The sequence below is a fragment of the Alcaligenes sp. GCM10023179 genome (genome assembly GCF_042653705.1).
GTDB lineage: Bacteria > Pseudomonadota > Gammaproteobacteria > Burkholderiales > Burkholderiaceae_B > Alcaligenes > Alcaligenes phenolicus.
Map to the genome: position 1 here is coordinate 1412821 of NZ_JBHSIQ010000001.1, position 22191 is coordinate 1435011.

Below are 22191 nucleotides of genomic sequence, written 5' to 3' on the forward strand. Positions count from 1 at the left end.
TCAAGGGGATTTAACGTGAAAGGTCTGCGGCTAAGTCGTAGCGGATAACTTGAAAGCCGAGAGGGTTGCGTCGAGCAACTGATTCGCTTAAGGGCACCTGGAGGTATTCGTATGCGACGGTGGCAATCTGGTGACGCTCTTTTTCATTGCGGCCGGAGCTGACGTCCCGTTGAGCGGTACTAAATCGAACCGTAGCGGTTTGATTGGCGCCCATCGTGATCGAGTGAACTTCAACATCCAGATTTGAAAGCTGGCCAAGTCGCTCAGTAGGAGCGTTAGGACCCTCAAATCGCTTGCCGTATTGGGCCTGTATTGGCGGTGAAGAAAGCAGAGCGCAGGTGTCAAACTGCGCTTGGATGGTGTACCAGTTATAGCCTTCGCAATTCAGGACGTAGGTATTCAGAAAATACTTGTCGATGCGTTCACCATAACTTTCAGGGGTATCGCCCAGGCTGGTGATGTGTTCAATGGCACCGGTTGTGTCATTGACACGGATGATGTGCGGTTTTGCTGGCTCTTTCAAAGGGGTTAAGCCTGCTACGGCAACGACGCCTGCCAATGCCAAAACGCCAAGAAAAATATTGAGTCGATGAGCTCGACGACGGCTCGAAATCAGTTCGGTCTTCAAGTCACGTTCCAGCCCCCGGCTCTTTTCCAGCTCTTCAGCGACATCGATGGTTCGGAGCTTTTTACTCATGGCTACCTCCGCTGGACAGAGGGGCCGTGAGATTGACCGGGACTCGTGGTGAGTCAGCTGGTTGTGGTGGGGCTGGCGGCGTAAAGGCGCAACCAGCCATCACGGCGGCCAAAGCCACCGCGGCAAGTTGTATTTTCATCGGGAATGACTCCTGGCCCAGCTATGTAGACTGTTGGGCTTTATGGAAGAGTTGAGGAGGAAATGGGTGGTGCTGTAGCGCAGTTAAGGATGTATTAGCGAATCAGCTTCCGAATCAAGCTACCAGCGCGCATGGCATTCATGGCCCCGCGACCCGCGCTGCCAAGGCCAAATTGGGCACCAAAGCCGCTGGAAAGACTTTGGGCAAGGCCAGGCAACATAACGATGATGACAATCGTGGCAATCCCCACGAGAAAGTACCCAGCGATCAATGAAAGAAGTGATGTGTCTCCTTCGGTCAGTAGCCGTATGAGCATGGCTATGTACGAGAGGGTTAGCTCTAGCAAAATAGACATGATCAGTGCGCCTAGTAATGCCAGGATCACAAAGTTCAGAGCCTGTGACACCCAACTGTCAAATAGCCGTTCTGTGCGCTCAAATGCTAATGCGGCTATGAAAAATGGCCCGGCTGCTACCACTAAGGCCATACCAACTTTGACGACAATCATCAGCACCGCTACAGAGGCACTAATTATCGCGGTGACTACAGTTAAGAAGCTTGCATAGATATTGACCAGGATGTTCTTGCTGCTTGGATACCAGTTTGTTTCTGAGTCTTCCATGGTGGCTGCTGCTGATTCGGTCCTTGCCCGAAGGGTGTCGATACTGTCGGAGAAGGTATTGCCGCCTGCGACGATACCGGCAACATCGTCAGGCAAGGAGATCATGACATCGACAATATTGGTTTGATAGAAACCACCGGCTGTTGCGACTCCCGCAATGAGTGCCACTCGCATTGCTTTCCACATCAGCTCAGTGACGGTCATGTTCCCATAGCCACGCATAATGGCCATGTTGTAGAACAAAAATTGCAGGGTTAGCCCAACGACAATGATCGGAGCCAAGGCCCGGGCTAGTTGCTCAATGGGTGTCGCTATGGCGGTATTCAAAACGACATCTACTTGCCTCATCAACCACTCGCCAATCCGGTCAATGTTGGCTGGCTCGGATATTCTGTTTGCATCAAAAGCCATAATGATCTCCAGTTATGGAGTTGCTGGTCTGTTTCTGCCGCCAAACCAGCCCCCGTAGACGACATTGCCGCGCTCCTCCAGTAGTGCCGATTCGGCAGCAAACTGTTGTTCTGCCAGTTGAATACGGGTTTGGTCTGCCTGAATGTTCGCTTGCTCAATCGCAATGCGAGCTTGCAACTCTGCGATTTCCTTCGGGTTAGTTGTTTGATTGATTTGGGCCTGGAGGCCATCAATCGTCTCAAGTCGTTTCGTCATCGCGTTGTACGCCTGTTCAGACATGGCCTTTTTTGTCGCCGCAATGCGTACAGATCGCTCACGAAGCGCCTTAGAGTCCTGTTGGAAGTTCACCGGTGCATTGACGTCTTCAGCTATGGCGCTGATAGAGCTTGAAAGCGTCGAGTTCTGGCCATCCAGGCGATTGAGGAGCGCAGAGGCATCACTAGGTAGTGACTCCCGCATCATTCGCCGAACATCGGCATTTTCAAGAATGTAGCCAAAGCCCGAGGAGTGGGTTAGTGCTTGAACTTGTGCTTGCGCTTGTTGGAGCTGAGCACGCGCCGTCTCCAGTTGATCCAGCAAGGCGTTGAGTTGGGGGATTGAGTTCACATCCAAGGTAGGAATGCCACCGGCTGAGTAGCTGGGTGATACAAGTGAAAAGGCAAGGCAAAGCCCTGCTGCAAGCGCAGAAATGCTTTTCATAATTGCTCCGAGGTATACATGGATACGCCAGGACGGCGCAAGGAGATGGCCAGTAAAAACTGGCCATCAAAGGGGGGATCTAGAGGATTGGATTAAGTCTAGTGACTGCTGGCTGCTTTGTATTGATCCGCTGTCACTCTTTTGAATGTGATGGTTTCATCATCAACATCACTTAATGAATCATTATCACCACTGTATTTGACTTGCTTTTTTTCTCCTATTGTCAAAATTCCGTTTCCTTTGTATATCCCTTTTTCAATATCTCTTGAAAATCGACCGAAATTAAGTTGATTGATATTGACAAGAAAGTCACTGCCGTCAGGTTTGATGTACATGGAAACAGGGCGTTTGTCGCTGTTTTGGAGCCAGTATCCTGCGAAATTTTCTTCTTTTGTTTGGCAGCCAGTAATTAGGCTGATTGCAATTAGGCCGGAAATAAATATAAATTTTCGTTTATTCATGCTGGGCTCCATTCAATAGATATTGGATTTAATTAACCTCGCAATAATAGCTAAGAAATTAATAATTACGCGATTAAGTTAATGACCAGTCAGCTCGACTGTTTCTTCACCTTTACGAGCTTGTTCAGCCCGGTTGACGTAAAGGGGCAACCATGTGGCTGGGTCATCGCCAACCTCGGCAATCACCTGTTTAGCAATGGTGGCCATGTCGGGGCTGCCGGAAAAAACCAAAAGAGCTTCAGGGCATGTAGATAGATCCAACTCGGCGACCGTGACGCTGGAACCCTGTTTGACGACGAATTGACGGCTTTTTTCTCCAAGTTGTTTCACTAGCTCAAACTCTCTAGCGCTTAGCCCAAAGTCCTTCATGTAGGTTTCGCGCTTTGCTCGTGGGTTTGGAAGGAAAATGAGGGTTCCGGCCTGTTGGATAATCGAAGGTCCGACCGGGTTTTCTGCAATGGCCTCTGGTTCCTGGGTGGAGAACGCCAGCACACCGTTCTTTTTACGGATGGTCCTAACCGCGTCCTGCATGTCATCCTGGTAGTGTTTGTCTTTCAAAGGATGTTGGCACTCATCAACCAAATTGATTATCCGTCGACCATCATGCAGAGCCTGACTGCGGTGTCGTATGTACATCGTCGCTGCGCCGCGAACATGCTCGTCATCCAGGATTTCAGTAAGGTCGAAGCCAAAAATGGGATTGTGTCCTTCAGGCACTTCCAGATTTAGCCTGTCTGTCGGGTTATCGAAGACCCAGCCATATTCACCGTCACGCCTCCATGGCAAGAGGCGCTTATGCAGGGTGAGCTGCTGTCCTTCTTCCTGGTAGTAGTCAGGCAGATACTGGAGAAGGGTATGGATACCTCGATCTTCTTTGTCAATTTCCAGGATTAGCATTTCCACTGCTTTCGCAATGTCTTTTGCTTCCTTGGTAGAGACCGTTTCACCCCGAAGTCCGGCTAGGTGCGCCACCAATTGGCGCATGAAGGCCATGTTTTTGGGTGTCGGGTCCAGTTGGAAAGGCTGCCAGCCAGTCGGTAAACCCAAACGGAGAGTGAAGTATTGCCCACGCAGGGCCAATACAAGTACATGGAGTCCTTCATCTTTGTCCAAGATAAGCGCCGTTGCACCAAACTTCTGTGCTTGAGTGAGCAATACACCTTGCAGCACTGTTTTGCCGGTCCCGGTGTATCCAATGATCAAGGTGTTGCCGGGTCGTCGTTGGCCAGTCTCGTCGACCTCTTCAAGTGAGACGTGGTAATTGAAGAAGAAGGGGGCACCTACAACTGACTTAAACATCGTTACGGCAGGCCCCCACGGGTTGCCTGTTGCTTTGCCTGAGAGCTGGTTGTGGAAGCTGTTCAAGCAAAGCAAATTCTCGCTAGTGATGGCTACAGGACGAGTTCGCCAACTCCAATTCGCTGGTAGTTGCGACCAGAAGCCCGCCTCCAGGGCTTTCTCAAGTGGTTTAACAACTAAACCGCGATCGGCGAACCTTGCTCTCATATCGGACATGGAGCGGCGCAGTGAATCACCGTCGTCTCCCCAGATCAACATGGTTGCGTGATGATCACCCAGCCCAAGGTCGCCAGTCTCGATCTTTTCGATCACTTTCTTTAACTGCTTGACTTGACCCGGTGCATCATCATTAGAGTCTTGAAGTAGTTTCTTATGCTTTTTGACGAGTTTTTTGGCAGCCGAGTTGGTGAAGCTGCCCCAAGATTGAGTGATGACATACTCATAAGGGCTGGACAAGATAGAGTCCAAGTGGCCAGGCCGTACTTGTCCCGGCTTGCGAAACAATTCAAGCATGCCAAATTTTCGTTTCCTGGTAAGGGTTCTGATTTCACCTAGTTCGCCATAGCGCGAGAATACGGGTCGCGCAGACGGCAAGCTGTCCCACAGGTAGCCATCCGTCACTGGCACTGCATGCCATTCACCAGAGAGCAGGAATCCAAAAAATTCACCTGGCTCACTAAACGCATACCCATTTCGATCCACAATTTTCAGGACTTCAGCGTCATAGCGATGCAGCCCAGCAAGAATGGCGCGAACAGCCCCTTTCAGATCCTCAATGGATTCGGTTTGCCATGCTTTTAGACGTTCAGGAGATGCTTTTTCAAGCGATGCCATCACGCCCAGTAATTCATCTGCTACGGGATGAATAGAGACGGTCAGGTAGAGTTCGTTGACCTTCAAGGCATTTCTGTCATTGAAGGTTGCGCGATAGGAGTCATCGAACTGCCGGGCGAAGACTTGTGAGAATTGGCTGTTTGGGTATTCAGTCACGTAGCGACCGACGATATGCGTATATAAGCCCAGCTTGCCGAGTGGCAAACCACGAAGGACGTTATGTAACGCTTCAAGCCAGTCATTTTGATCTTCCAGGCTGGCGGCCATGGCGGAGCGTCCGCTGACCTTAATGACCGCCAGGTACTCATTGCCTTTGTCCGCAATAATTTCGTCAGTAACGTGGTGTGAGTACGGTACGTAATGTGATACCGGACGTTCCTTCAAAGTCAGCGCGTTCATTACTTACTCCTTTATTTGTGGCGCCAGGGGCGGCGCGCTGAGAATGAGGTTGGGGCGTAGCTGGAACCATTCCAAAAACTTTTATTGCGGTTTTTGAGTCGTGTCTTCAGCTCCAACCCCCAGATCTCGAAGGCTTTGTCATCAGATTTTGTAATCCAGGCCAGCCATGGGATTACAAAGATCAAGGTGGCCCACATGTACAGACCGACGAACATGGCCAAGATGGCGACAGAGGACAAAGTGCCGAGGAAGACCATGGTGGGTACCCCCATGAATGTTGGCTTTCTACCTAAACCGTTGAACACGAGATAGTGAAATGGCTTTAGTTCAGTTTCGTCATCATCGTAGTTGTCTGAGTTGTTTGCCATGTCTTAACCTCTCCAGAGCAGCGCCACGATTTCGATAACTGAGCCTGCGCCAATAACGCCAATAGCCCAGCGTGTGGCATCTTCTTTACGCATGATCTCAGCGGAGTACAGGACCCAGATCACCAGACCGGCAATCACGCAGGCGATGGGCAAAATAATGATAAGAGCGTCACGGAGCGCTTCCAGTGTCGTTTTTGCTTTATTCAAGCCCCCAATCGCTTGGGCGTAGGCCATGTTGGTGGTCAGCATTGCCACAATGGCCGACTGGTAAACATGGCGCACGACATGGTTTTGCGCTAAACGGGTCAGGTATTGCTTAACAAACATGCATAGCTCCTTGGCCTGGTGTCAGAAAACACCGGGCATTTTGGTTAAGAAAAGGGATGTGTTTGCCCGAATGGGCGCTGATAAAAACTGGTGGCCGGTATTTGCGGCCGTAAGCAAAGAGGCGCTGCCTCTCTGAACTCTCCGCCCTCGCCGACGGTAACCTCGGGATCAGTGAACTACGAGACGTTGTCTCTTCGCCCCTGTCCTCGGAAATAGCGTATGTTGCTACGGTCGCGTCAAGGGGCCGTGTCCTCGCCCGATAGGCTGTGGGCCGCACCAGCCCCTTGACCCGCCATCCGCTTGGCCAAACGACGTTGCCGAAGTTGCTCAAAGTACTCACGATGCTTTACTAAAAGCGAGAATAGGCCGTAGGCAAAGCCGTACAAGATCCCCAAGCTCACCCAATCCATCTGAATAAGTTTGTCTAGCAAGTAATTAATATTCACTTCAGTAAGCAAGTCGTTGATTTCATGACTGCTCCCTCGGCTTAGCATAAAACCAAGGATGGGCAAGCCCAGAAAAACGCACAGGCCGATAAGGGAGCTCCAGAGCAAAGACATGACCGCAAGAAGACTGCGAGTGAAGCGGTTCTGTTTATTGACAGATAAGGGAGCCCTAAGAGGTGTCAGTTTCATAAAAATATCCTTTGGAGTTTTGGAGTTGGTTAGGCTGAGGGCTGTACTAGGAACGCTGGTGTGACTTCGTTTTGTATAGGTGCTTCCAACGATTTGTTTTCTGTATTGACGAAACCATCAGTGACTCTCTTTCCGGTAAAGCCATCTGGTTTTCCCGTTTTCCTGGGTTTTTGCTGCCTTGATTCTTCCGCGACGACTACAGCCTCATGCTTAATAGCTTTGAGAGCTGGTACTTTCACTCCAGCTTGCGCTAGAACTTTCCCAACATAGCCATTGCTAAAGCCACGCTCAAAATTGCCGGTGTTGTAGCAAGACAAGGCAGAGCGTAGAGCCTGCTGCTCATCGGCTGACTGTCGTAAGGCTCGCCGATAACAGTCCGTCAGAACTGTTTGAGCAGCTTTCAGATTTGTGCAAGGATCAAAGACTGTTTCTGTCGTCAATCCAAGCCAAGACCAGTTGCGAACATTGATCTGACCAAGACCCGCATCAAAGTCAATGCCACGATCAAGGAGATCGTTCGCAATTTGTGCGGCTTGTTCGTAGTCAGTTGGTTGTTCGGCTAGTCGTTTACCTTTGTTTATGCCAATGGCATATACCTGGGCCTTTGATTCATGGCGTACCAGGGCCGATAACGTCGTTTCATGAATGTTGGGCGCACATGTGGCGGCCAAAAGTGCGAATTCTGCTAGCACGGCTCTCTCTCAATGGTTGTTTCCAGTGCCCGCGGTGTCATCGATATTGCGACGAGGATCTTCAAACGAGTAGTGCCAATTGTTGGCCCAACTACCAGTGTGTTCAGCATTCCATTTTGATTGGGCTGATACGTAGTCTCTGGCTGGAGCCCAATAGCCCCCACGGTTTGGATCACCGACGTACTTAATGCTCAAGTCGTATGTCCATTCATGGTCGTTGTAGACAACGCAGTAATTGGGCAATTTAGTAAGGGTGACTGTCTTGATAAGGGACAAGTCCCGAATGGCGGGTATGCCCAGATAATTAGAGCCCACCATCCGGTAGCGGTAGATGTCTTGCCCATATGTCGCATTGAGATAGTCAGGATCGCATTTGCCTGCTCCGCGAGAGATGGCATCCATACGTACCGACATGCCGGGTTCAGATGCAACTGGGCACATACCTAGGAAAAAACGTCTAGCGTCTACAGTGGCTTCCCAGTCGAGCATGCCTTTGGCGTATTTGCGAATGTCAAAGTAATGATCGAAAGAGGCGGTGCATTCGCCTGGTTGCAGGCTGCTGGACAGGCATAGGACGGCCTCGCAAGCCAATCCGGGAAGTCCAGTCAAGACTTCGGACGATTGAGCATAAGAGGTGGACGCGCAGGCCAACGCTAGCGCACCCAATGAAATGGGGAGCTGTTTCATGATTACTCCAAATGGATAGAAGACGATGGCGCTGGGCCACAGAACGACTGGAAGGAAGAGGGCGGAAGGGGAGATGCCCTTCTTTTGTATTACTGCGGGTTGGTGGACGGGGTGGGAAGCAGGTAGCGTTCACGCGACTCACCTGCGGCTTCAGCTGCTTTCATCCAGCCTGGGGTACGGCCTCTGCCTGACCAAGTTGCACCGCTTGGGTGTTTGTATTTGACTGTGGGCGAGGTATTTGGCTTAACACCAGGATGGCGAAAGGCCTGTGCAATCTCGTCCATGGTTAGGTCGTTGTCCCGCATGGTTCGTACGATGTCAGCAAGTACATTCTGGCGGGTCTTGCGTTTGATAACTTCCGCTTTACGCTGAAGGCGGGAAATTTCTGCGTTGATTTCTGAAACGGTCTTGAGGTCATTGATCATGATGATCCTTGTTGTTGTGTTAACGAGTGAGCCATCTCCAGAGTGACGAGCAAAACTTGGTGATGACGGCAATCATAAAAAACCACATGAATAGGTGTGCAAGAAAGGCGATCGCTTGCAAGATCCAACTTCCGCCAGACTCAGGGATAGAGTTCCAGGCAGAAAGAACAATAAGTGTTGCTACTATTCCGAGGATGAAGGCACGACCACTGGATTGTTGCTTGCCTTCTTTAGATGCGGGTTTCATATGAACTCCATTTTTTGTAAGTAAATATGTTGCAGGGAAACTGGTTTTTTTTTAGACTCACGTAATTTGCATGGTCTATTTTTGAAGTCCTGTATTGAATAATATTAATGGATTATGGCTGGCGGAAGATATTGGCCAGAAAGATAATAAGGATTTATGATTGCTGTCTATTAGTTAGTCGTGAGGGTGTTTTTTAGAGAGGGGAGTGGATCTTTATTGAGTAATGTAAATTAGGTGTTGTTGAAGAGTAGAATAATAAATTAATGCGGTGAAATAATGTTAAAAATTGATAAGATGGTTGATGAAATAACTTTTATTCTCTCGGTTTTTGAGAGTTATATAAGGTGTAAAGCTAAGCTCGGATTGGTGGATGTGAATATATCTGCGGAGGGTTTGGTTGCTGATTTGTTGAATGCTCTAAATGGGTGGGAGCTATTTAATTTAAATATTAAAAGGAGTAATTACCCTTGTATTGATTTAATGGATGAGGTGAATAAAATAGGGGTGCAGGTAACAGCGGAAACTGGGATAAAAAAAATAAAAGATACTTTTTCTTGTGTTGAAAGAAATGGGTTTAATAATAAAATAAATAGATTAATTTTATTTATGCTTTTGCCTAAGCAGAAAAGTTATTCTGTTTCGAGCCCAAAGGGTATGAATTTCAATAAAAATGATGACATTATTGATTTCAGTGATGTGGTAGTGATTGCAAAAAAATCAATTAAAAGTTTAGAAATGGTGGGAAATGTATTGATTGTTGTGAGGAATCATATATCTAGTAAACTTCCATATTTTGAAGGTAATGAAGATAGACTGATCATGGCTGAAATAGAGGGGCGTTATGCAGGCCTTTCAGGTTCAGGGGTTCAATTAGAAATTTTGGAATTAATAAAAAAAAATAAAAGAGATGAAGCGAAAGCTAAGTTAGATTGTTGGGCAAAGAAAATATATGATAATGCATCAGATGAAATATATAGCTTGGCGGAAATTTACTCTTTAGTGAATCCAGTCGAGGCAGAGCTTCATTATAGGAGAGCGATTGAGCTGAATTCTGGGAATATTAAATATGCAAATATTCGTGGGCTTAATCTTATGAAAATTGGGAAATTGAATGAGGCAGAAAATATATTCAAGGCTTGTCTTGATTCTGCTGATTTATCCCTCAAGGATAGAGTGCATGTTTTAGGGAATTTGGGTGTGCTTTATAAGAACCGATCTCGCTGGAAGGAGGCGGTTGATTGTTTTAAAGAGGCATTGGCTCTGAATGGTGGTATTGATAATAAAGAGAAAGTAAATAATCTGAATAATCTTGCAAGCTGCTATAACAATATTTCTAATTTTTTGGAGTCAAAGAAACTGCTGGATGAGGCATATGATTTAATTGGAATTCTTGTTTCTAGGGAGCAGGATATTGATGAAAAAAATTTATTGAGATTAAAAAAGAGTAATATTCTTACGAATATATCAATTCGCCTGAGGCATGAGGCAAAAAAAAATAATGAGGAGTTTTTGCTTAGGGAGGCAATATCTAATCTGAATGAGGCGGTTGAGATTGCTGAGCTGCTTAAAGAAAAGACTGAGTTGGCGCGTCATTACGGAAATTTATCAAATATATATATTCAAATTAGAGATTATTATAGCGGAAGGGTTTTTTTAGAAAAATCATTGGATATTGCTGTGGAGAATAAAGATTATCGTTCGGAAGTAGCTGGTCTGTTGAATCTGGGTTCTCTGATGATTAGAGAGGGTTTTATTGATGAGGCAGAGAAAAAACTTAGAGAAGGGATGAGAAAGGAAAATAATTTATACCCTAATTTGCGTGCTCATATTTATGCAAATATGGCTATTGTGAATAAATTAAAGGGAAAAGACGAAGAGGTTAAGAGGTTTTTTTTGGAAGCGAAGAAGCTTTATGTTGAGCTTGATATGCTGCCTTCCTTGAAAGAGTTGAAAGATAACATCTTGCCGTAGTAGAAAAGTGTTTGCTGCTGCTGAGAAAGCAGCGAGTATCATTGAAATTTTTCGAGCGTGACTACCCGCTTCGAAAAAGCAAAGTAAGTCGGTTTTGAAGCCTATACATGGCTCACACACACTTTGCTGGCACCAGTTGGGTAGGGGGTGATCAAAATTGGGCCACTGAAGTTCAAGCCTCAGTGACATCCGCATAATATGTTGGGATTTGCCCGATGATTAACATGCTTTTGTGTACTTGGCTGACTTGTTCGGGTTGGACCAAGATCCGCAGCAGCATCAGGGTTTCCATTTGAGTGGCTGGCGAGTGTTGATCCAGTAGATTCTCTAGAGCATGGCGCAGTGACGCCAGCTCTGATTGCATGGATTGAGAAGTGGTCAGCAGTTGGCGGGCATATTCTGATGAAGATAGCCCGGCCAAGGCCGCTGCTTCGTTTAGGTGCTGGCGTTGCGATGGCGTTATGCGTAAGCGCAACAGTTCCGACAGAGGTTCTGCCATAGGCTGCTCCTGATAGTGAAAAGGGTGAGAAATGACACGCACATGACAGGAGTCACGTGGAAAGACGCGCCAACTGGTGATTGTTAGGGGGTTCAATTCCCCCCGACTCCACCAAGATATCCCAAGAAACCCAACAGCTTAACGGCTGTTGGGTTTTTTGTTTTCTGCTTGCCCAACAAGGCTTCAGCGTCATAATGATCCTTTCGTTTTATGGACAAAAGGAGATCGACATGTCTCGTTGGGTGTTCTATTCCGCGCCAGGGACCTGCGCGCTTGCAACTCATATTGCACTGCATGAAGCAGGGGCTGACTTTGATGTGGTCAAGCTGGATTTTGGTGCGAATCAACAGCAAAGCCCGGAGTTTCTGCGCGTCAATCCCAAGGGGCGTGTGCCGGCACTGGTGACAGAGCAGGGGGCTTTGACGGAAACTCCGGCTTTGCTGGCTTTTGTGGCGCAGAGCTTTCCGGATGCCAAGCTGGCGCCTGTGAATGATCCTTTTGGATTCGCCCGTATGCAGGAGCTGCATAGCTATCTGGCGTCCACGGTGCATGTGGCCCACGCACATAAGCGCCGTGGCTCTCGTTGGGCAGATGATCCAGCGGCGGAAGAAGCCATGCGCGCCAAGGTGCCGCAGAACATGACGGTTTGTGCGGCTTATCTGGAGTCCTTGATTGTGGGGCCCTGGGTGTTGGGCGATCAGTTCAGCGTAGCTGATGCTTATCTGTATACAGTAGGTGGTTGGCTGGAGGGGGATGCAGTCGATATGAGCCAATTTCCCAAGCTAAGTGCTTATCTGGAGCGGGTAGGGGCGCGTGAAGCCGTGCGCAAAGCGGTAGCCGAGGCCGCTGCCTGAACGGCATTCTTTATATGCGTTGCGTTGCGTTGTGTTCGGCATGGCGTAACGCCTTTCTTCCTATTCCCGAATCAAAATCGTAACAAACATAGTTTCATGAGTTGACCTGTTTTTCTCTAATAAGTAACATGAAAAGATACGTTAAAGAGAAGGTGAACTTATGGACTTCGACATCATCATCGTCGGTGGCAGTTTTGCGGGTCAGGCTGCGGCGATTCAATTGGGTCGGGCGCGGCGGCGCGCACTTTTATTGGACGCGGGACAGCCCCGGAATCGCTTTGCCCAGGCCTCTCATGGTTTTCTGGGGCAAGACGGGCAGGCTCCGGCGGCCATCATGGCGACGACAAAACTTCAGCTTGCGAAGTACGAGACGGTCGAGCAGCGAGCCGGGCGTGCTGTGGAGGTTCATGCCATTGAGGGTGGGTTTCAGCTATTGACCGAGGACGCCCAGACAGTCCGTGCGAGTCGCCTGATTCTGGCCACTGGCGTCAAGGACAGCTTGCCTGATATTCCCGGTGTGCAGGAGCGTTGGGGCAGCAGCGTGCTGCATTGTCCTTATTGCCATGGCTTTGAGCTGAACCAGCAGCCGTTGGGTGTGTTGGCCAGCAGCGAGCTGGCTATACATCAAGCCATGCTGGTGCCAGATTGGGGGCCGACCACGTTGTTTACTCAAGCTGCATTTACACCGAGTGCAGAGCAGGAAGTCCAACTGATAGCGCGTGGCGTCCAGATCGAAAAGACACCGATTGCAGAGCTGTTGGGAAGCAAGCCTGGGCTGGAGGCAGTGCGTTTGCAGGATGGCAGAATCGTGGCTATTTCCGGCCTGTTTGTAGCGCCCAAAACAGAGCTGGCCAGCGACCTGGCCCTACAGTTGGGTTGCAAGCTGACAGCGGGCCCTACGGGGTCTTTTATTGCTGTGGACCCCATGCAGCACACGTCCGTGCCGGGTGTGTTTGCGGCCGGTGATGCCGCCAGTCCCATGGCTAATGCCACCATCTCTGCCGCTGCGGGGGTAATGGCGGCGGGTGGGGCACATCATTCCTTGATTTATGGCTTGGCGGAGCAGGCTGGAGCCAGCTCGGAAAAGGCTGCATGAGGCCAGAGCAATGTCCAGCGCCAAACTCCACGCAGACCGAGTAATGGCATAGGGTGTACCCATGCCATTGCTTACCACCCGCTCAGGATTTCAATGAAGACACCCACTTCCGTCCAGCCCTTTAGCGATCCTGCCTTGGTCGCTCGGTATGCCGATACAACACCACAGCGCATTCCTGGCTTCCATGATCTTCATCGCATGGCCTTGATCCTGCTTTCCGAACGGGTAACGAGCAATGCCAGGATTCTGGTCCTGGCAGCAGGTGGCGGGCTGGAGTTGAAGTCCTTTGTGCAAGCCCGCCCGGATTGGTCTTTCGTGGGAGTCGATCCTTCGCAAGCCATGCTGGATCTGGCGGCCCAGGTGCTAGGGCCTTTGGGGTCGCAAGTGGATTTGATACCAGGCTATGTGGACGATGCACCGCTGGAGCTGTTTGATGGTGCTACTTGTCTGCTGACTCTGCATTTCTTGTCAAAAGCAGAGCGCTTGTCGCTGTTGAAGTCCTTGCTCGCACGCTTGAAACCGGGGGCGGCGCTTGTGGTGGCCCATCATTGTCGGCCAGAGGAGGGGGCAACTGAGGACTGGCTAGCCCGATCCATCGCCTTTGCTACAGGGACGGAAACTACGGTGGAAGCGATAGGTTCTGCATCAAATATGGCCCGGCATTTGACGCTGTTAAGCCCGCAGGAGGAAGAGGGTTTGTTGCGGGAGGCCGGGTTCACCGCACCAGCCTTGTTCTATGCAGGGCTCTCGTTCCGGGGTTGGGTAGCCTATGCGGATGATCAGGCCTAATTGCTCAGCCTTTGCTCTTGTATTGATTCTGCCCTGAACCAAGCAGAGCCTGCGGATTATTGCTCCGCCATTTTCCTGTCCAGCTCTGCCATTTCTGCCTTATAGAGCTGCTCAAACTCGGCCAATAGTTCTGCCAGGGGGATGGCTTCCAGCCTTTGCATGACCAGGGCCTCTGCTTCCTTGAGCACATCGCCCAAGGCGGCGTTAACCACTTTGGCGACACCGCAGCTTGGGTTCTCGTTCTCGTGGCCGATAAAGAAGATACGCGGTCCCCCAACCGCCTTGTGTATGTCCAGCAGCGTGACTTCTTGCAGATCACAGCTTAGTGTCCAGCCGCCCCCGTGGCCTTTTTCGGAGCGCACGTAACCCGCCTTGCGTAAGCCCGCCATGGTGCGTCGGACGACCACGGGATTGGTGCTGAGCATGGTGGCGATTTGCTCGGAGGTAAATGGCTGATCGTGCCTGGCCATGTGCAGCAAAACATGCAGCATGCGGGAGAGCCGACTATCACTTCTCATATTCTTGACCTTGTAATGCACCGGGGAAGGAAGGGGGGAGGGTGTCCCGGTGCACGATGTCACATTATAAGTAGCAATAAGGGGATAGTCCGAGCGGGGTGGTTTGTACTTTGCAGTTGGCCGTCACCTTGCTTATTTCTTGGCCTCTTGTGCCCGTTTTTCTGCTGCCACCGCCTGCATCGCACTGCCAATGAAATGATCTCCCTGGCTGATTAATGCTGCTGATGCGGCCTCCACATCCCGAGCCTCCTTATTCTGGCTCAGCTTGGTTTTGCCGATCAGCCGAGTGATCTCGATTTCAATTCCGACAATGGCTTTCAGCATGGCGTCGATATAGTCCTTGGGGCCATCCGTCATCTTCCAGGGCACGGGCTGGCTGGCTTCGTGGATGCGGGTCAAACGTGCCACGGCACCGCGAACATAGCGTTCTTCATCGCGTATTCTTACTCGCCCATAGGCGTGTACCACGATGTAGTTCCAGGACGGGACTTGCTTGTGTGTTTCCAGTTTGCTTGGAAACCACTGTGGGGAGATGTAGGCGTCTCCTGCACGGAATATCACCATCACTTCGTCGCCGTTTTCCAGGTCTTGCCAGACGGGATTGTTTCTGGCGACGTGGCAGTGCAGTACTCCTTGTGCACCTTCCTGGGGATGCAGCATGAAGGGCAGGTGATTCGCGCTTAATCCGCTTTTGCCATGGGCGACCAGAATGCCCAGGGGATGCTGGGCGATCAGCTCGTGCAGTGGTTCAGGCCGGGATTCATTGAAGTGAGCGGGGATATACATCGTTGTCTTTCTTGGCTTGGGATTCAGGATCAATGTGTCTATTATTGGTCTATTCTGGATCATTGATCTGTACCAGTTTGGCGCTATTTTTATGGACCACAATTCATGTCTCGTACTGCTCATAATCCAAAGATTCCTTCCCTTGGCGAACTGGACCGAAGTGCAGGGGGCCTGGGCCGTCAGTTGGCGCAGAAGTTGCGCGAAGCAGTAAAAAACGGTGCGCTCAAGCCGGGTGAACCCTTGCCCTCCACACGAGCCTTGGCAGCGTCCCTGGGTGTCGCCCGCGGCACGGTCGTAGAGGCTTTCGAGCAACTGATTGCCGAAGGTTTTCTGGAGTCCTCGCCGGGCGTAGGCACTTACATCGCTCACTCGCTGGCCAATCCCGAAACAAGGCCGAAGAAGCGCAGGACGGCATCGCTGCCTGCCCAGCCTGCACCACTTGCCGCCCAGCCATTCAATACGGTTGCGGCTCAATTTCAGCCTTTGCCCTCTGCCCCGTTTGCCGTGTCGATCCCCTTGGGTGCCGCCGCGCCAGGCCCCATCTGGCGACGCTTGGGGAATCGCTTGCGGGCCCATGGTCAGGGCGCGCCGGGTGGTTATGGGGACCCTCAAGGCGCCTTGCCTTTACGAGAGGCTATCGCAGAGTACGTGCGCCGGTCACGCTCGGTGCGCTGCGAGGCGGAGCAGGTCATTGTGACGACGGGTACACAGCAGGGCTTGTTTCTGGCTTGTCTGGTGTTGATGGGCAGGCAGGATTTTGCCTGGGTAGAGAACCCCGCCTATCCCGGTATTACCGCGATCTTGAATACGATAGGTTCGCCGGAACGGATGGTTCGTGTACCTGTGGATGAAGAGGGGCTGGATGTGGCTGCGGGCATACGTTTGCAAGCAGATGCGCGGCTTGCCTTTGTCACTCCCTCGCATCAATATCCTTTGGGCATGCCCATGAGCATGGCGCGGCGCAATGCCTTGTTGGCCTGGGCACGCGATAGGTCCGCCTGGATTGTCGAAGATGATTACGACAGCGAGTTCCGCTACAGTGGTCATCCCTTTCCTTCCTTGCAGGGCCTGGACCCGGAGCGAGTGGTCTATCTGGGGACCTTCAGCAAGGTGTTGTTTCCCTCGCTGCGCCTGGGCTATGCGATTGTGCCGCCGCAGTTGGTCCAGGCTTTTTGCGGAGCGCGCGTTCTGCTGGATCGGCATCCGCCCAGTGCAGACCAGCATGTCTTGGCCAGCTTTATTTCAGAGGGGCATCTGGAGCGCCATATTCGGCGTATGCGCGGGATCTACACCCAATGTCGTAACCACCTTTTTGAGATTGTGCGCGAGGTTTTGCCCAGTGACTTGGCCAGCTTGCAGCCAAGCGATCAAGGCATGCATTCCGTCTTGTGGCTGGCCTCGCCGGTTGATGATGTGGTGGTGGCGCAGCGGGCCATGAAGGAAGGCGTGGCAGTGCGTCCCGTCTCACCCATGTATCACGCTGGGCAGGGGCCTTCGGGACTGATTCTGGGTTTGAGCGCATTCAGTCCCGAGCAAATGAAGGAAGCGGCGCAGAAGCTGGCGCGCATTATTTCTGAGCTTGCCCGACCTTCCAGAACCAAACGAAAGTCCTGAGTGCTGTTCTCGACAAGTCTGTGGCAAGAGCCGGCATGAGTCAGACTTCTGCCATCTTCCTGAAGTGGAAAACTTCATCCATTGTTTCCCCGTACGGGCCTCAAAGAGCTGTTCAAGAAGGCGCCGGCAGCAATGTGGTGCTGGTCGCTTCTTGAAGGGCTCTACCCATATTGCGCAAGGTGTCGGAGCGGATAGCCGCATGTTGCCAATACAAAGGCACATCCAGCCACAGGCCGGGGGCGACTAAAGCCAGCTCTTCGGCGGCCAAGGCATCGCTGACCATGGAGTCGGGTGCCAGACACCATCCCAGGCCCAAAGCCGCTGCTTTCACAAAGCCGGTGGAGGTGGGCAGGTAGTGGATGGGAGGGGCTACGGATTCATTCGTGATTTGGCGTATAAAGCGCCACTGTAATTCGTCCTTGCGGTTAAAGACGATCATGGGGGCTTGAGCCAGGGATGCTGCGTCTATTCCCAATCCAAAATGGCGGGCCACAAACTCGGGAGAAGCAATGGCCTGATAGCGCATGATGCCCAAGGCCTGCACCTCGCAGCCTTGAAGGGGGGCAGGTTCGGCAGTGACCGCGCCCAGCACGGAGCCATTGCGTATCAATTCCAGTGTGTGGTCCTGGTCATCCACGCGCACATCAAACAGGTAGCCATATTCCTGACTTAGCCGGGACAAGGCTTCCAGAAACCAGGTGTCCAGCGAGTCACTATTGACCGCAATGGCGATAGGCCGTCGTGGGCCATTTTGCTCTGGCAGGAAGTCTGCGACGGCCTCGGCTTCCAGAACCTGCATGGGCCGTACACGACGCAGCAGCAACTCTCCCGCCGGTGTTGGACGACAAGGCGGCTGGCGCAGGACCAGCACTTGCCCCAGTCTGTCCTCCAGCGCTTTGATACGCTGCGAGATGGCTGAGGTGGTGATGTACAGCTTGCGCCCGGCTGCTTCAAAACTGCCTTCTTCCAGGACGGCCGTAAATGCTCGTAGTTGTGGGTGCAGCAGATCCATAATTGGCTTGTTTGATTAATTATTCTTAATTAAGTGAAGAATAATTAGCTTTTCTTAAACCGTAAATGACAGCACCATAACGCAGTTTTTCAATTCTGTGGATGGCTGGCATGTTCTTCTCTGTTGTTGCAACTGGCTTTCTGACGGGGGCGGGCCTGATCATGGCTATCGGCACTCAAAATGCCTTTGTGTTGCGGCAGGGCTTGGAGCGTAGTCATGTGGGGCTGGTGGTGGCAATCTGCGCGCTGGCCGACATTGTCCTGATTCTGGGAGGCGTGGCTGGCATTGGTACGTTGGTACGGGAATGGCCTGGTTTGATGCAAGTTCTGCGCTTTGGTGGCGCGGCTTTTCTGGCCTGGTATGGGCTGCTGGCCGCGCAGCGGGCCTGGACTGGTAAAGGAAGCCTGATGGCCGGGCAGGGGAGCGAGCGCAATCGTCGTCGTATCTTGCTGACCTGTCTGGCGTTCACCTTTTTGAACCCCCACGTCTATCTGGATACGATGGTGCTGTTGGGCAGTCTGTCCACGCCTTATCCCGGTAACTTGCAGTGGGCATTTGCTTTGGGGGCCTGTGCGGCCAGTGCCAGCTGGTTTCTGGCCTTGGGCTATGGGGCGCGGTTGCTGCAACCTGTGTTTCGTCAGCCGTTGGCCTGGCGTGTACTGGATGGCAGCATTGCTGTTTTCATGCTGGCTTTGTGTGCTTTATTGCTGTTGAGGCCTTTGCATTAAGCCTTGGACTCCTTAGATATTTTCTGTGGATGCGATTGCTGCCTGGATAACAGCCCGCTGCACAGACTACAGAAAGACAGTTTTTTTGAATCAAAAGATAACTGTCTGAACTTTAGAGCGGCTTTCTGAAATTAAATAGGCTTTAGGGAAGAGCTTGTACCTAATGAAGTCTTGGTTTTTACACCTTCAATCAGGAGAAAACTATGAATGTCGTGAAGATGCTTGCCTCTGCTGCTCTGATCAGTAGTCTGGCTGCGCCGGCGTTGGCGCAGGATGTGAAGCGCCATCCTATTCCCAATTCGGATTTCCCGATTCTGACGGCAGTGGAAGTGCCTGCCGGTAAAACCACGGTGTACTTGAGCGGTACCGTTCCCGCTGTGCGTGACAAGTCGGCTGATGCAGCCAGCACGGCAGCCTATGGCAATATGCAGCAGCAAACCGAGTCCATCATGGAGCAGATCAAGGCTCAACTGGAAGGCATGGGCATGTCGGTAGGGGACATTATCAAGATGCAGGCCTTCCTGGTTGCTCCGGAGGGTGGCAAGTTGGATTTTGACGGCTTCATGGCAGGCTATTCCAAGTACTTTGGAACCAAGGAGCAGCCAAATCTGCCTGTGCGATCAGCCATGGCGGTCCAGGCTCTGGTGAACCCAGGCTGGCTGGTCGAGCTGGAGGTGACGGCTGTACGGCCTTGATCGCCGCCAGATTTTTCTTGAAAAGGATGTGTTGTGATCTCTATTCGTCCGGTTCAGGGGCGGGAATGGCGCACGTATCAAGCATTGCGTCTTGGCGCCTTGCGTGATTGTCCCGATGCATTTGGGAGTACCTATGCCGTGGAGTCCACACATCCAGAGCATTTCTGGCAGGAGCGGATTCAAGCTGCTTGTGCGTCCGAGACGGACCGCGTCTTGTTCGCTGAAAAAGAGGGGCAGGCTTGCGGCCTGGTCTGGTGCAAGTTGTCTGCCTCAGAGCCTGTTCTGGCCGATATTTATCAGATGTGGGTGGCGCCGTCGGCGCGAGGTTTGCGAGCGGGTTTTGCTCTGCTGGATACCGCAGTGCAATGGGCAAAAAGCAGGCAAGCAGCCGGTGTTCGCTTAGGCGTGACCCTGACGAATGAAGCAGCCGTCCGGCTATATGAGAGTTACGGCTTTGTGCCCAGCGGAGAGCCCGAGCCTTTGCGTGAGGGTTCGTCCTTGATGTCGCAGACCTTGGTGCTGGATTTAGCAGACTGAAGCCCAGCTGATACAGACAGCCCCTTGTTGAATCTGACAACAAGGGGCTGTTTTTATGCCTTGCCGGATCTGTTGAGCAGTCAAGGCATAAGGTCTGGATTACTCCAGGTTCAAGGCTTGGCGCAGCTTGTGGATTTCCGCTTGCCAGACCTCTTGCAAGCCAGGCTTTTGATGCTTGGGCTTGCGTGCCAGATCAGCCTCCAGTTTGCTTTCCAGTTCAATCAGTTGCTCCAGCAATGTGTCGTCGCTGGAGGGGGTTGATTGAGCCCTTGTTGTGCTCCCTGGGCCCGGACTGAGGATGGGTGAGGATTTCTCTGGCTGATCTGTCTGGATCAGAGCGGCATACAACTGCGTCAAGTCCTGCATTTCCGTCAAGGAACCTTCGTCCACCAGCCAGAAGCGATTGCAGCTTTTCTCCAGCAGCTCCCGGTCATGGGTGACCAGGATAAAACCGCCTTTGAATTCGCATAGTTCCTCTGCCAGTTCTTCCTTGCCGTCCAGGTCCAGGTGGTTGGTTGGCTCGTCCAGAAAGAGCAGATGATAGTTGGCCAGCGACAGGGCAATAAACATCAGCCGAGCACGCTCGCCACCACTCAAGCTATCCACTTTCTGTGCATGCCGCAGATAAGGAAAACCGGCACTGATCAGCGCCATTTTCCTGACATCGTCCGGCAAGGGCGAAAAGTCCTGCAAGGCATGCAGCAAGGTCTTGGAACCATCCAGTTGCTGTTGGTCCTGGTCGTAATAACCAATGCGGCATTGCGGGTGAAACTTCAGCCCGTCCATGTCCGCCTCGTCCTGCCAGTAGCGCCATAGCTGACGCAATAAAGAGGATTTACCGCAACCATTGCGACCGACCAATCCGATGCGATCCCCGCTGCGCACTTGCAGGCCATGGGCTTGAAAGAGAGCAGGCAGGTTCTGTGCCGGGCTGACGACCATATCTGCAATATCCAGTAGGCGATCTGCCTTCATGTCCAGGCCATGCAGCTGCAAGGTCCAGGGTGTGCCATCCGTCAGATCGGTCTGGTTTTCGCGCAGTTTGGACAGGCGCTTTTCCATGCTTTGGGCTTTGCGGGAAAAGGTCTCGTTGTCGTAGACCTGTCCCCAGATAGCCAAGCGTTTTGCGCTTTGTTCGATGCGATCAATTTCCTTTTGCTCGCCTTGATAACGACGCAAATCCGCCTCATCTCGATTGCGCAACGCTTCACGCGCAGCCGAGCAGGGTAGAGAGAAAAAAGACAGCGTACGATCGCGCAAAATAATGGTGCTGTTGCACACGCGATCCAGCAAGCGCTGGTCGTGAGAGACCAGCACAAATGTGCCGCGCCAACTGCTTAGAAAGCCTTCTAGCCAAAGCAGGGAAGGCAAGTCCAGATGGTTGCTGGGTTCGTCCAGCAAGAGCAGATCAGGCTGGGTAATCAAGGCCCGTGCCAGCAGCAGGCGAGTGTATTGCCCACCACTTAAGGCACTGACCTGGGTATGCCAGTCCAGTTCCTGAAAGCCCATCTCGCCAAGCAAGCTTTCTGCGCGCCAGGCACCCGTATCGTGCTGCTCTGCGGGCAGGGCAGCCAGTACGGCGTTCAGCAAACTCAAGGCGTGCAGATCCGCTGGCAGGTATTGCTCAACACGCGCCAGAATGCAGTGGTTTGCTAGTGAAATACTGCCTTGCCTGGGCGTCAGTTCGCCGCAAAGCAGGCTGATTAAGGTGCTTTTGCCACAACCGTTGTGGCCTATAAGTCCAACTCGATCTCCGGCCTTGATAGTGAAGGCAATTTCTTTGAATAAAGGACCGGAAAGGGTTTCGTAAGAGAGTGAGTGGACTGACAGTAAAGTACTCATGACATGCTCAAGTTTTTTGGGTGCGCGGGTACAGCGCATCCTCGTCAATAGAAGCTGACGATAATTCTTGAGGCCTGAGTGAAGTCCTTCAGTAAGTTAATGCTTCGCTCAAGTCTAGATTATCGCGCTGCGAAATCGAAAACTTGAGCCGTTCTCTATACCAAAGAAGAGTGCATAAATGAATGTGCACATAGGTGTAGGATCTCCTCTTAATCAATGGGTTAGCCATGCTTGAAGCGGGTACAAAAGACTTGTTGAATCAACAAGCTTGTGGCCTCAGGGCAGGGTAAGGACTGGTTGTGCCTGGG

At 51.6% G+C, this 22191-nt stretch carries 26 protein-coding genes; 8 read left to right on the top strand and 18 right to left on the bottom strand.

The features are described 5' to 3' along the window. Positions 1-10 precede the first annotated feature (10 nt). The 13 genes from ACFPDR_RS06285 to ACFPDR_RS06345 all read right to left on the bottom strand — a co-directional run bounded on the left by ACFPDR_RS06285 (position 11) and on the right by ACFPDR_RS06345 (position 8942). A complete protein-coding gene (locus ACFPDR_RS06285; protein ID WP_249459640.1) occupies positions 11-697 on the bottom strand; it encodes a virB8 family protein in 687 nt (228 codons plus the stop codon). Continuing rightward, positions 690-836 (bottom strand): conjugal transfer protein, encoded by a 147-nt coding sequence (locus tag ACFPDR_RS06290; RefSeq protein ID WP_094197160.1) that lies wholly within the window; start codon positions 834-836, stop codon positions 690-692. Before ACFPDR_RS06290 ends, ACFPDR_RS06285 begins: the two co-directional genes overlap by 8 nt. 94 nt (positions 837-930) lie before the next feature. Then, a complete protein-coding gene (locus tag ACFPDR_RS06295) occupies positions 931-1869 on the bottom strand; it encodes a type IV secretion system protein (RefSeq protein WP_376910891.1) in 939 nt (312 codons plus the stop codon). Between the two features lie 12 nt (positions 1870-1881). Continuing rightward, positions 1882-2568, bottom strand: a complete 687-nt coding sequence (locus tag ACFPDR_RS06300; RefSeq protein WP_376910893.1) for a type IV secretion system protein — start codon at positions 2566-2568, stop codon at positions 1882-1884. 98 nt (positions 2569-2666) lie between these two features. Continuing rightward, a complete protein-coding gene (locus tag ACFPDR_RS06305; RefSeq protein WP_376910895.1) occupies positions 2667-3029 on the bottom strand; it encodes a hypothetical protein in 363 nt (120 codons plus the stop codon). A 78-nt stretch (positions 3030-3107) separates the two neighbouring features. Beyond that, positions 3108-5561 (bottom strand): VirB4 family type IV secretion/conjugal transfer ATPase, encoded by a 2454-nt coding sequence (locus ACFPDR_RS06310; RefSeq protein WP_376910897.1) that lies wholly within the window; start codon positions 5559-5561, stop codon positions 3108-3110. Between the two features lie 11 nt (positions 5562-5572). Continuing rightward, positions 5573-5929, bottom strand: coding sequence for a type IV secretion system protein VirB3 (locus tag ACFPDR_RS06315; protein WP_376910898.1), 357 nt, complete (start codon positions 5927-5929; stop codon positions 5573-5575). A 3-nt stretch (positions 5930-5932) separates the two neighbouring features. Next, a complete protein-coding gene (locus ACFPDR_RS06320) occupies positions 5933-6256 on the bottom strand; it encodes a hypothetical protein (protein ID WP_009454265.1) in 324 nt (107 codons plus the stop codon). Positions 6257-6492: 236 nt separating this feature from the next. Continuing rightward, entirely contained in the window at positions 6493-6891 is a 399-nt protein-coding gene (locus ACFPDR_RS06325; protein WP_376910900.1) for a hypothetical protein, read from the bottom strand. A 29-nt stretch (positions 6892-6920) separates the two neighbouring features. Then, on the bottom strand, positions 6921-7583 hold the full coding sequence (locus ACFPDR_RS06330; protein ID WP_376910902.1) for a lytic transglycosylase domain-containing protein: 663 nt from the start codon (positions 7581-7583) through the stop codon (positions 6921-6923). A 9-nt stretch (positions 7584-7592) separates the two neighbouring features. After that, entirely contained in the window at positions 7593-8270 is a 678-nt protein-coding gene (locus ACFPDR_RS06335) for a TrbM/KikA/MpfK family conjugal transfer protein (RefSeq protein ID WP_376910904.1), read from the bottom strand. Between the two features lie 89 nt (positions 8271-8359). Continuing rightward, positions 8360-8695 carry an H-NS family nucleoid-associated regulatory protein gene (locus ACFPDR_RS06340; protein ID WP_376910906.1) on the bottom strand — a complete coding sequence of 112 codons (336 nt, stop codon included), beginning with the start codon at positions 8693-8695 and terminating at the stop codon, positions 8360-8362. Between the two features lie 19 nt (positions 8696-8714). Then, positions 8715-8942 (bottom strand): hypothetical protein, encoded by a 228-nt coding sequence (locus ACFPDR_RS06345; protein ID WP_376910908.1) that lies wholly within the window; start codon positions 8940-8942, stop codon positions 8715-8717. A 276-nt stretch (positions 8943-9218) separates the two neighbouring features. Between ACFPDR_RS06345 and ACFPDR_RS06350 the strand changes: the two genes are divergently transcribed. Further along, positions 9219-10913: an SMEK domain-containing protein gene (locus ACFPDR_RS06350; protein ID WP_376910910.1), complete on the top strand. Its 1695-nt coding sequence runs from the start codon at positions 9219-9221 to the stop codon at positions 10911-10913. Between the two features lie 172 nt (positions 10914-11085). On the opposite strand, the gene ACFPDR_RS06355 is transcribed toward ACFPDR_RS06350, so the two are convergent. Next, on the bottom strand, positions 11086-11412 hold the full coding sequence (locus ACFPDR_RS06355; RefSeq protein ID WP_376910912.1) for a plasmid mobilization protein: 327 nt from the start codon (positions 11410-11412) through the stop codon (positions 11086-11088). 230 nt (positions 11413-11642) lie between these two features. Here ACFPDR_RS06355 and ACFPDR_RS06360 point away from each other — a divergent pair, with 230 nt between their 5' ends. The 3 genes from ACFPDR_RS06360 (at position 11643) to ACFPDR_RS06370 (ending at position 14151) form a co-directional block, all read left to right on the top strand. Next, complete coding sequence (locus tag ACFPDR_RS06360; RefSeq protein WP_035272643.1) at positions 11643-12266, top strand: glutathione S-transferase family protein; 624 nt, start codon at positions 11643-11645, stop codon at positions 12264-12266. Between the two features lie 160 nt (positions 12267-12426). Further along, entirely contained in the window at positions 12427-13362 is a 936-nt protein-coding gene (locus ACFPDR_RS06365) for an NAD(P)/FAD-dependent oxidoreductase (RefSeq protein WP_376910914.1), read from the top strand. A gap of 93 nt (positions 13363-13455) precedes the next feature. Then, entirely contained in the window at positions 13456-14151 is a 696-nt protein-coding gene (locus tag ACFPDR_RS06370) for a class I SAM-dependent methyltransferase (protein ID WP_376910915.1), read from the top strand. Between the two features lie 56 nt (positions 14152-14207). Here the strand turns inward: ACFPDR_RS06370 and ACFPDR_RS06375 are convergent, their stop codons facing one another. Both ACFPDR_RS06375 and ACFPDR_RS06380 read right to left on the bottom strand, forming a co-directional pair. Further along, a complete protein-coding gene (locus ACFPDR_RS06375) occupies positions 14208-14669 on the bottom strand; it encodes an Rrf2 family transcriptional regulator (protein ID WP_088452992.1) in 462 nt (153 codons plus the stop codon). 132 nt (positions 14670-14801) lie between these two features. Continuing rightward, positions 14802-15455, bottom strand: coding sequence for an FMN-binding negative transcriptional regulator (locus tag ACFPDR_RS06380; protein ID WP_226349402.1), 654 nt, complete (start codon positions 15453-15455; stop codon positions 14802-14804). Between the two features lie 105 nt (positions 15456-15560). On the opposite strand from ACFPDR_RS06380, the gene ACFPDR_RS06385 reads away from it, so the two are divergent. After that, a complete protein-coding gene (locus ACFPDR_RS06385; RefSeq protein WP_376910916.1) occupies positions 15561-17069 on the top strand; it encodes a PLP-dependent aminotransferase family protein in 1509 nt (502 codons plus the stop codon). A 112-nt stretch (positions 17070-17181) separates the two neighbouring features. Here the strand turns inward: ACFPDR_RS06385 and ACFPDR_RS06390 are convergent, their stop codons facing one another. Beyond that, complete coding sequence (locus ACFPDR_RS06390; RefSeq protein WP_247966652.1) at positions 17182-18081, bottom strand: LysR family transcriptional regulator ArgP; 900 nt, start codon at positions 18079-18081, stop codon at positions 17182-17184. A 110-nt stretch (positions 18082-18191) separates the two neighbouring features. On the opposite strand from ACFPDR_RS06390, the gene ACFPDR_RS06395 reads away from it, so the two are divergent. The 3 genes from ACFPDR_RS06395 (at position 18192) to ACFPDR_RS06405 (ending at position 20041) form a co-directional block, all read left to right on the top strand. Continuing rightward, on the top strand, positions 18192-18809 hold the full coding sequence (locus ACFPDR_RS06395) for a LysE/ArgO family amino acid transporter (protein ID WP_251196215.1): 618 nt from the start codon (positions 18192-18194) through the stop codon (positions 18807-18809). A 203-nt stretch (positions 18810-19012) separates the two neighbouring features. Next, the gene (locus tag ACFPDR_RS06400; RefSeq protein ID WP_009456291.1) at positions 19013-19504 is read left to right on the top strand and encodes a RidA family protein; all 492 of its coding nucleotides are present in this window, start codon (positions 19013-19015) and stop codon (positions 19502-19504) included. Positions 19505-19537: 33 nt separating this feature from the next. Continuing rightward, positions 19538-20041 carry a GNAT family N-acetyltransferase gene (locus tag ACFPDR_RS06405; protein WP_251196214.1) on the top strand — a complete coding sequence of 168 codons (504 nt, stop codon included), beginning with the start codon at positions 19538-19540 and terminating at the stop codon, positions 20039-20041. Between the two features lie 99 nt (positions 20042-20140). Here the strand turns inward: ACFPDR_RS06405 and ACFPDR_RS06410 are convergent, their stop codons facing one another. Next, a complete protein-coding gene (locus ACFPDR_RS06410) occupies positions 20141-21883 on the bottom strand; it encodes an ABC-F family ATP-binding cassette domain-containing protein (RefSeq protein ID WP_376910917.1) in 1743 nt (580 codons plus the stop codon). Between the last annotated feature and the right edge of the window lie 308 nt (positions 21884-22191).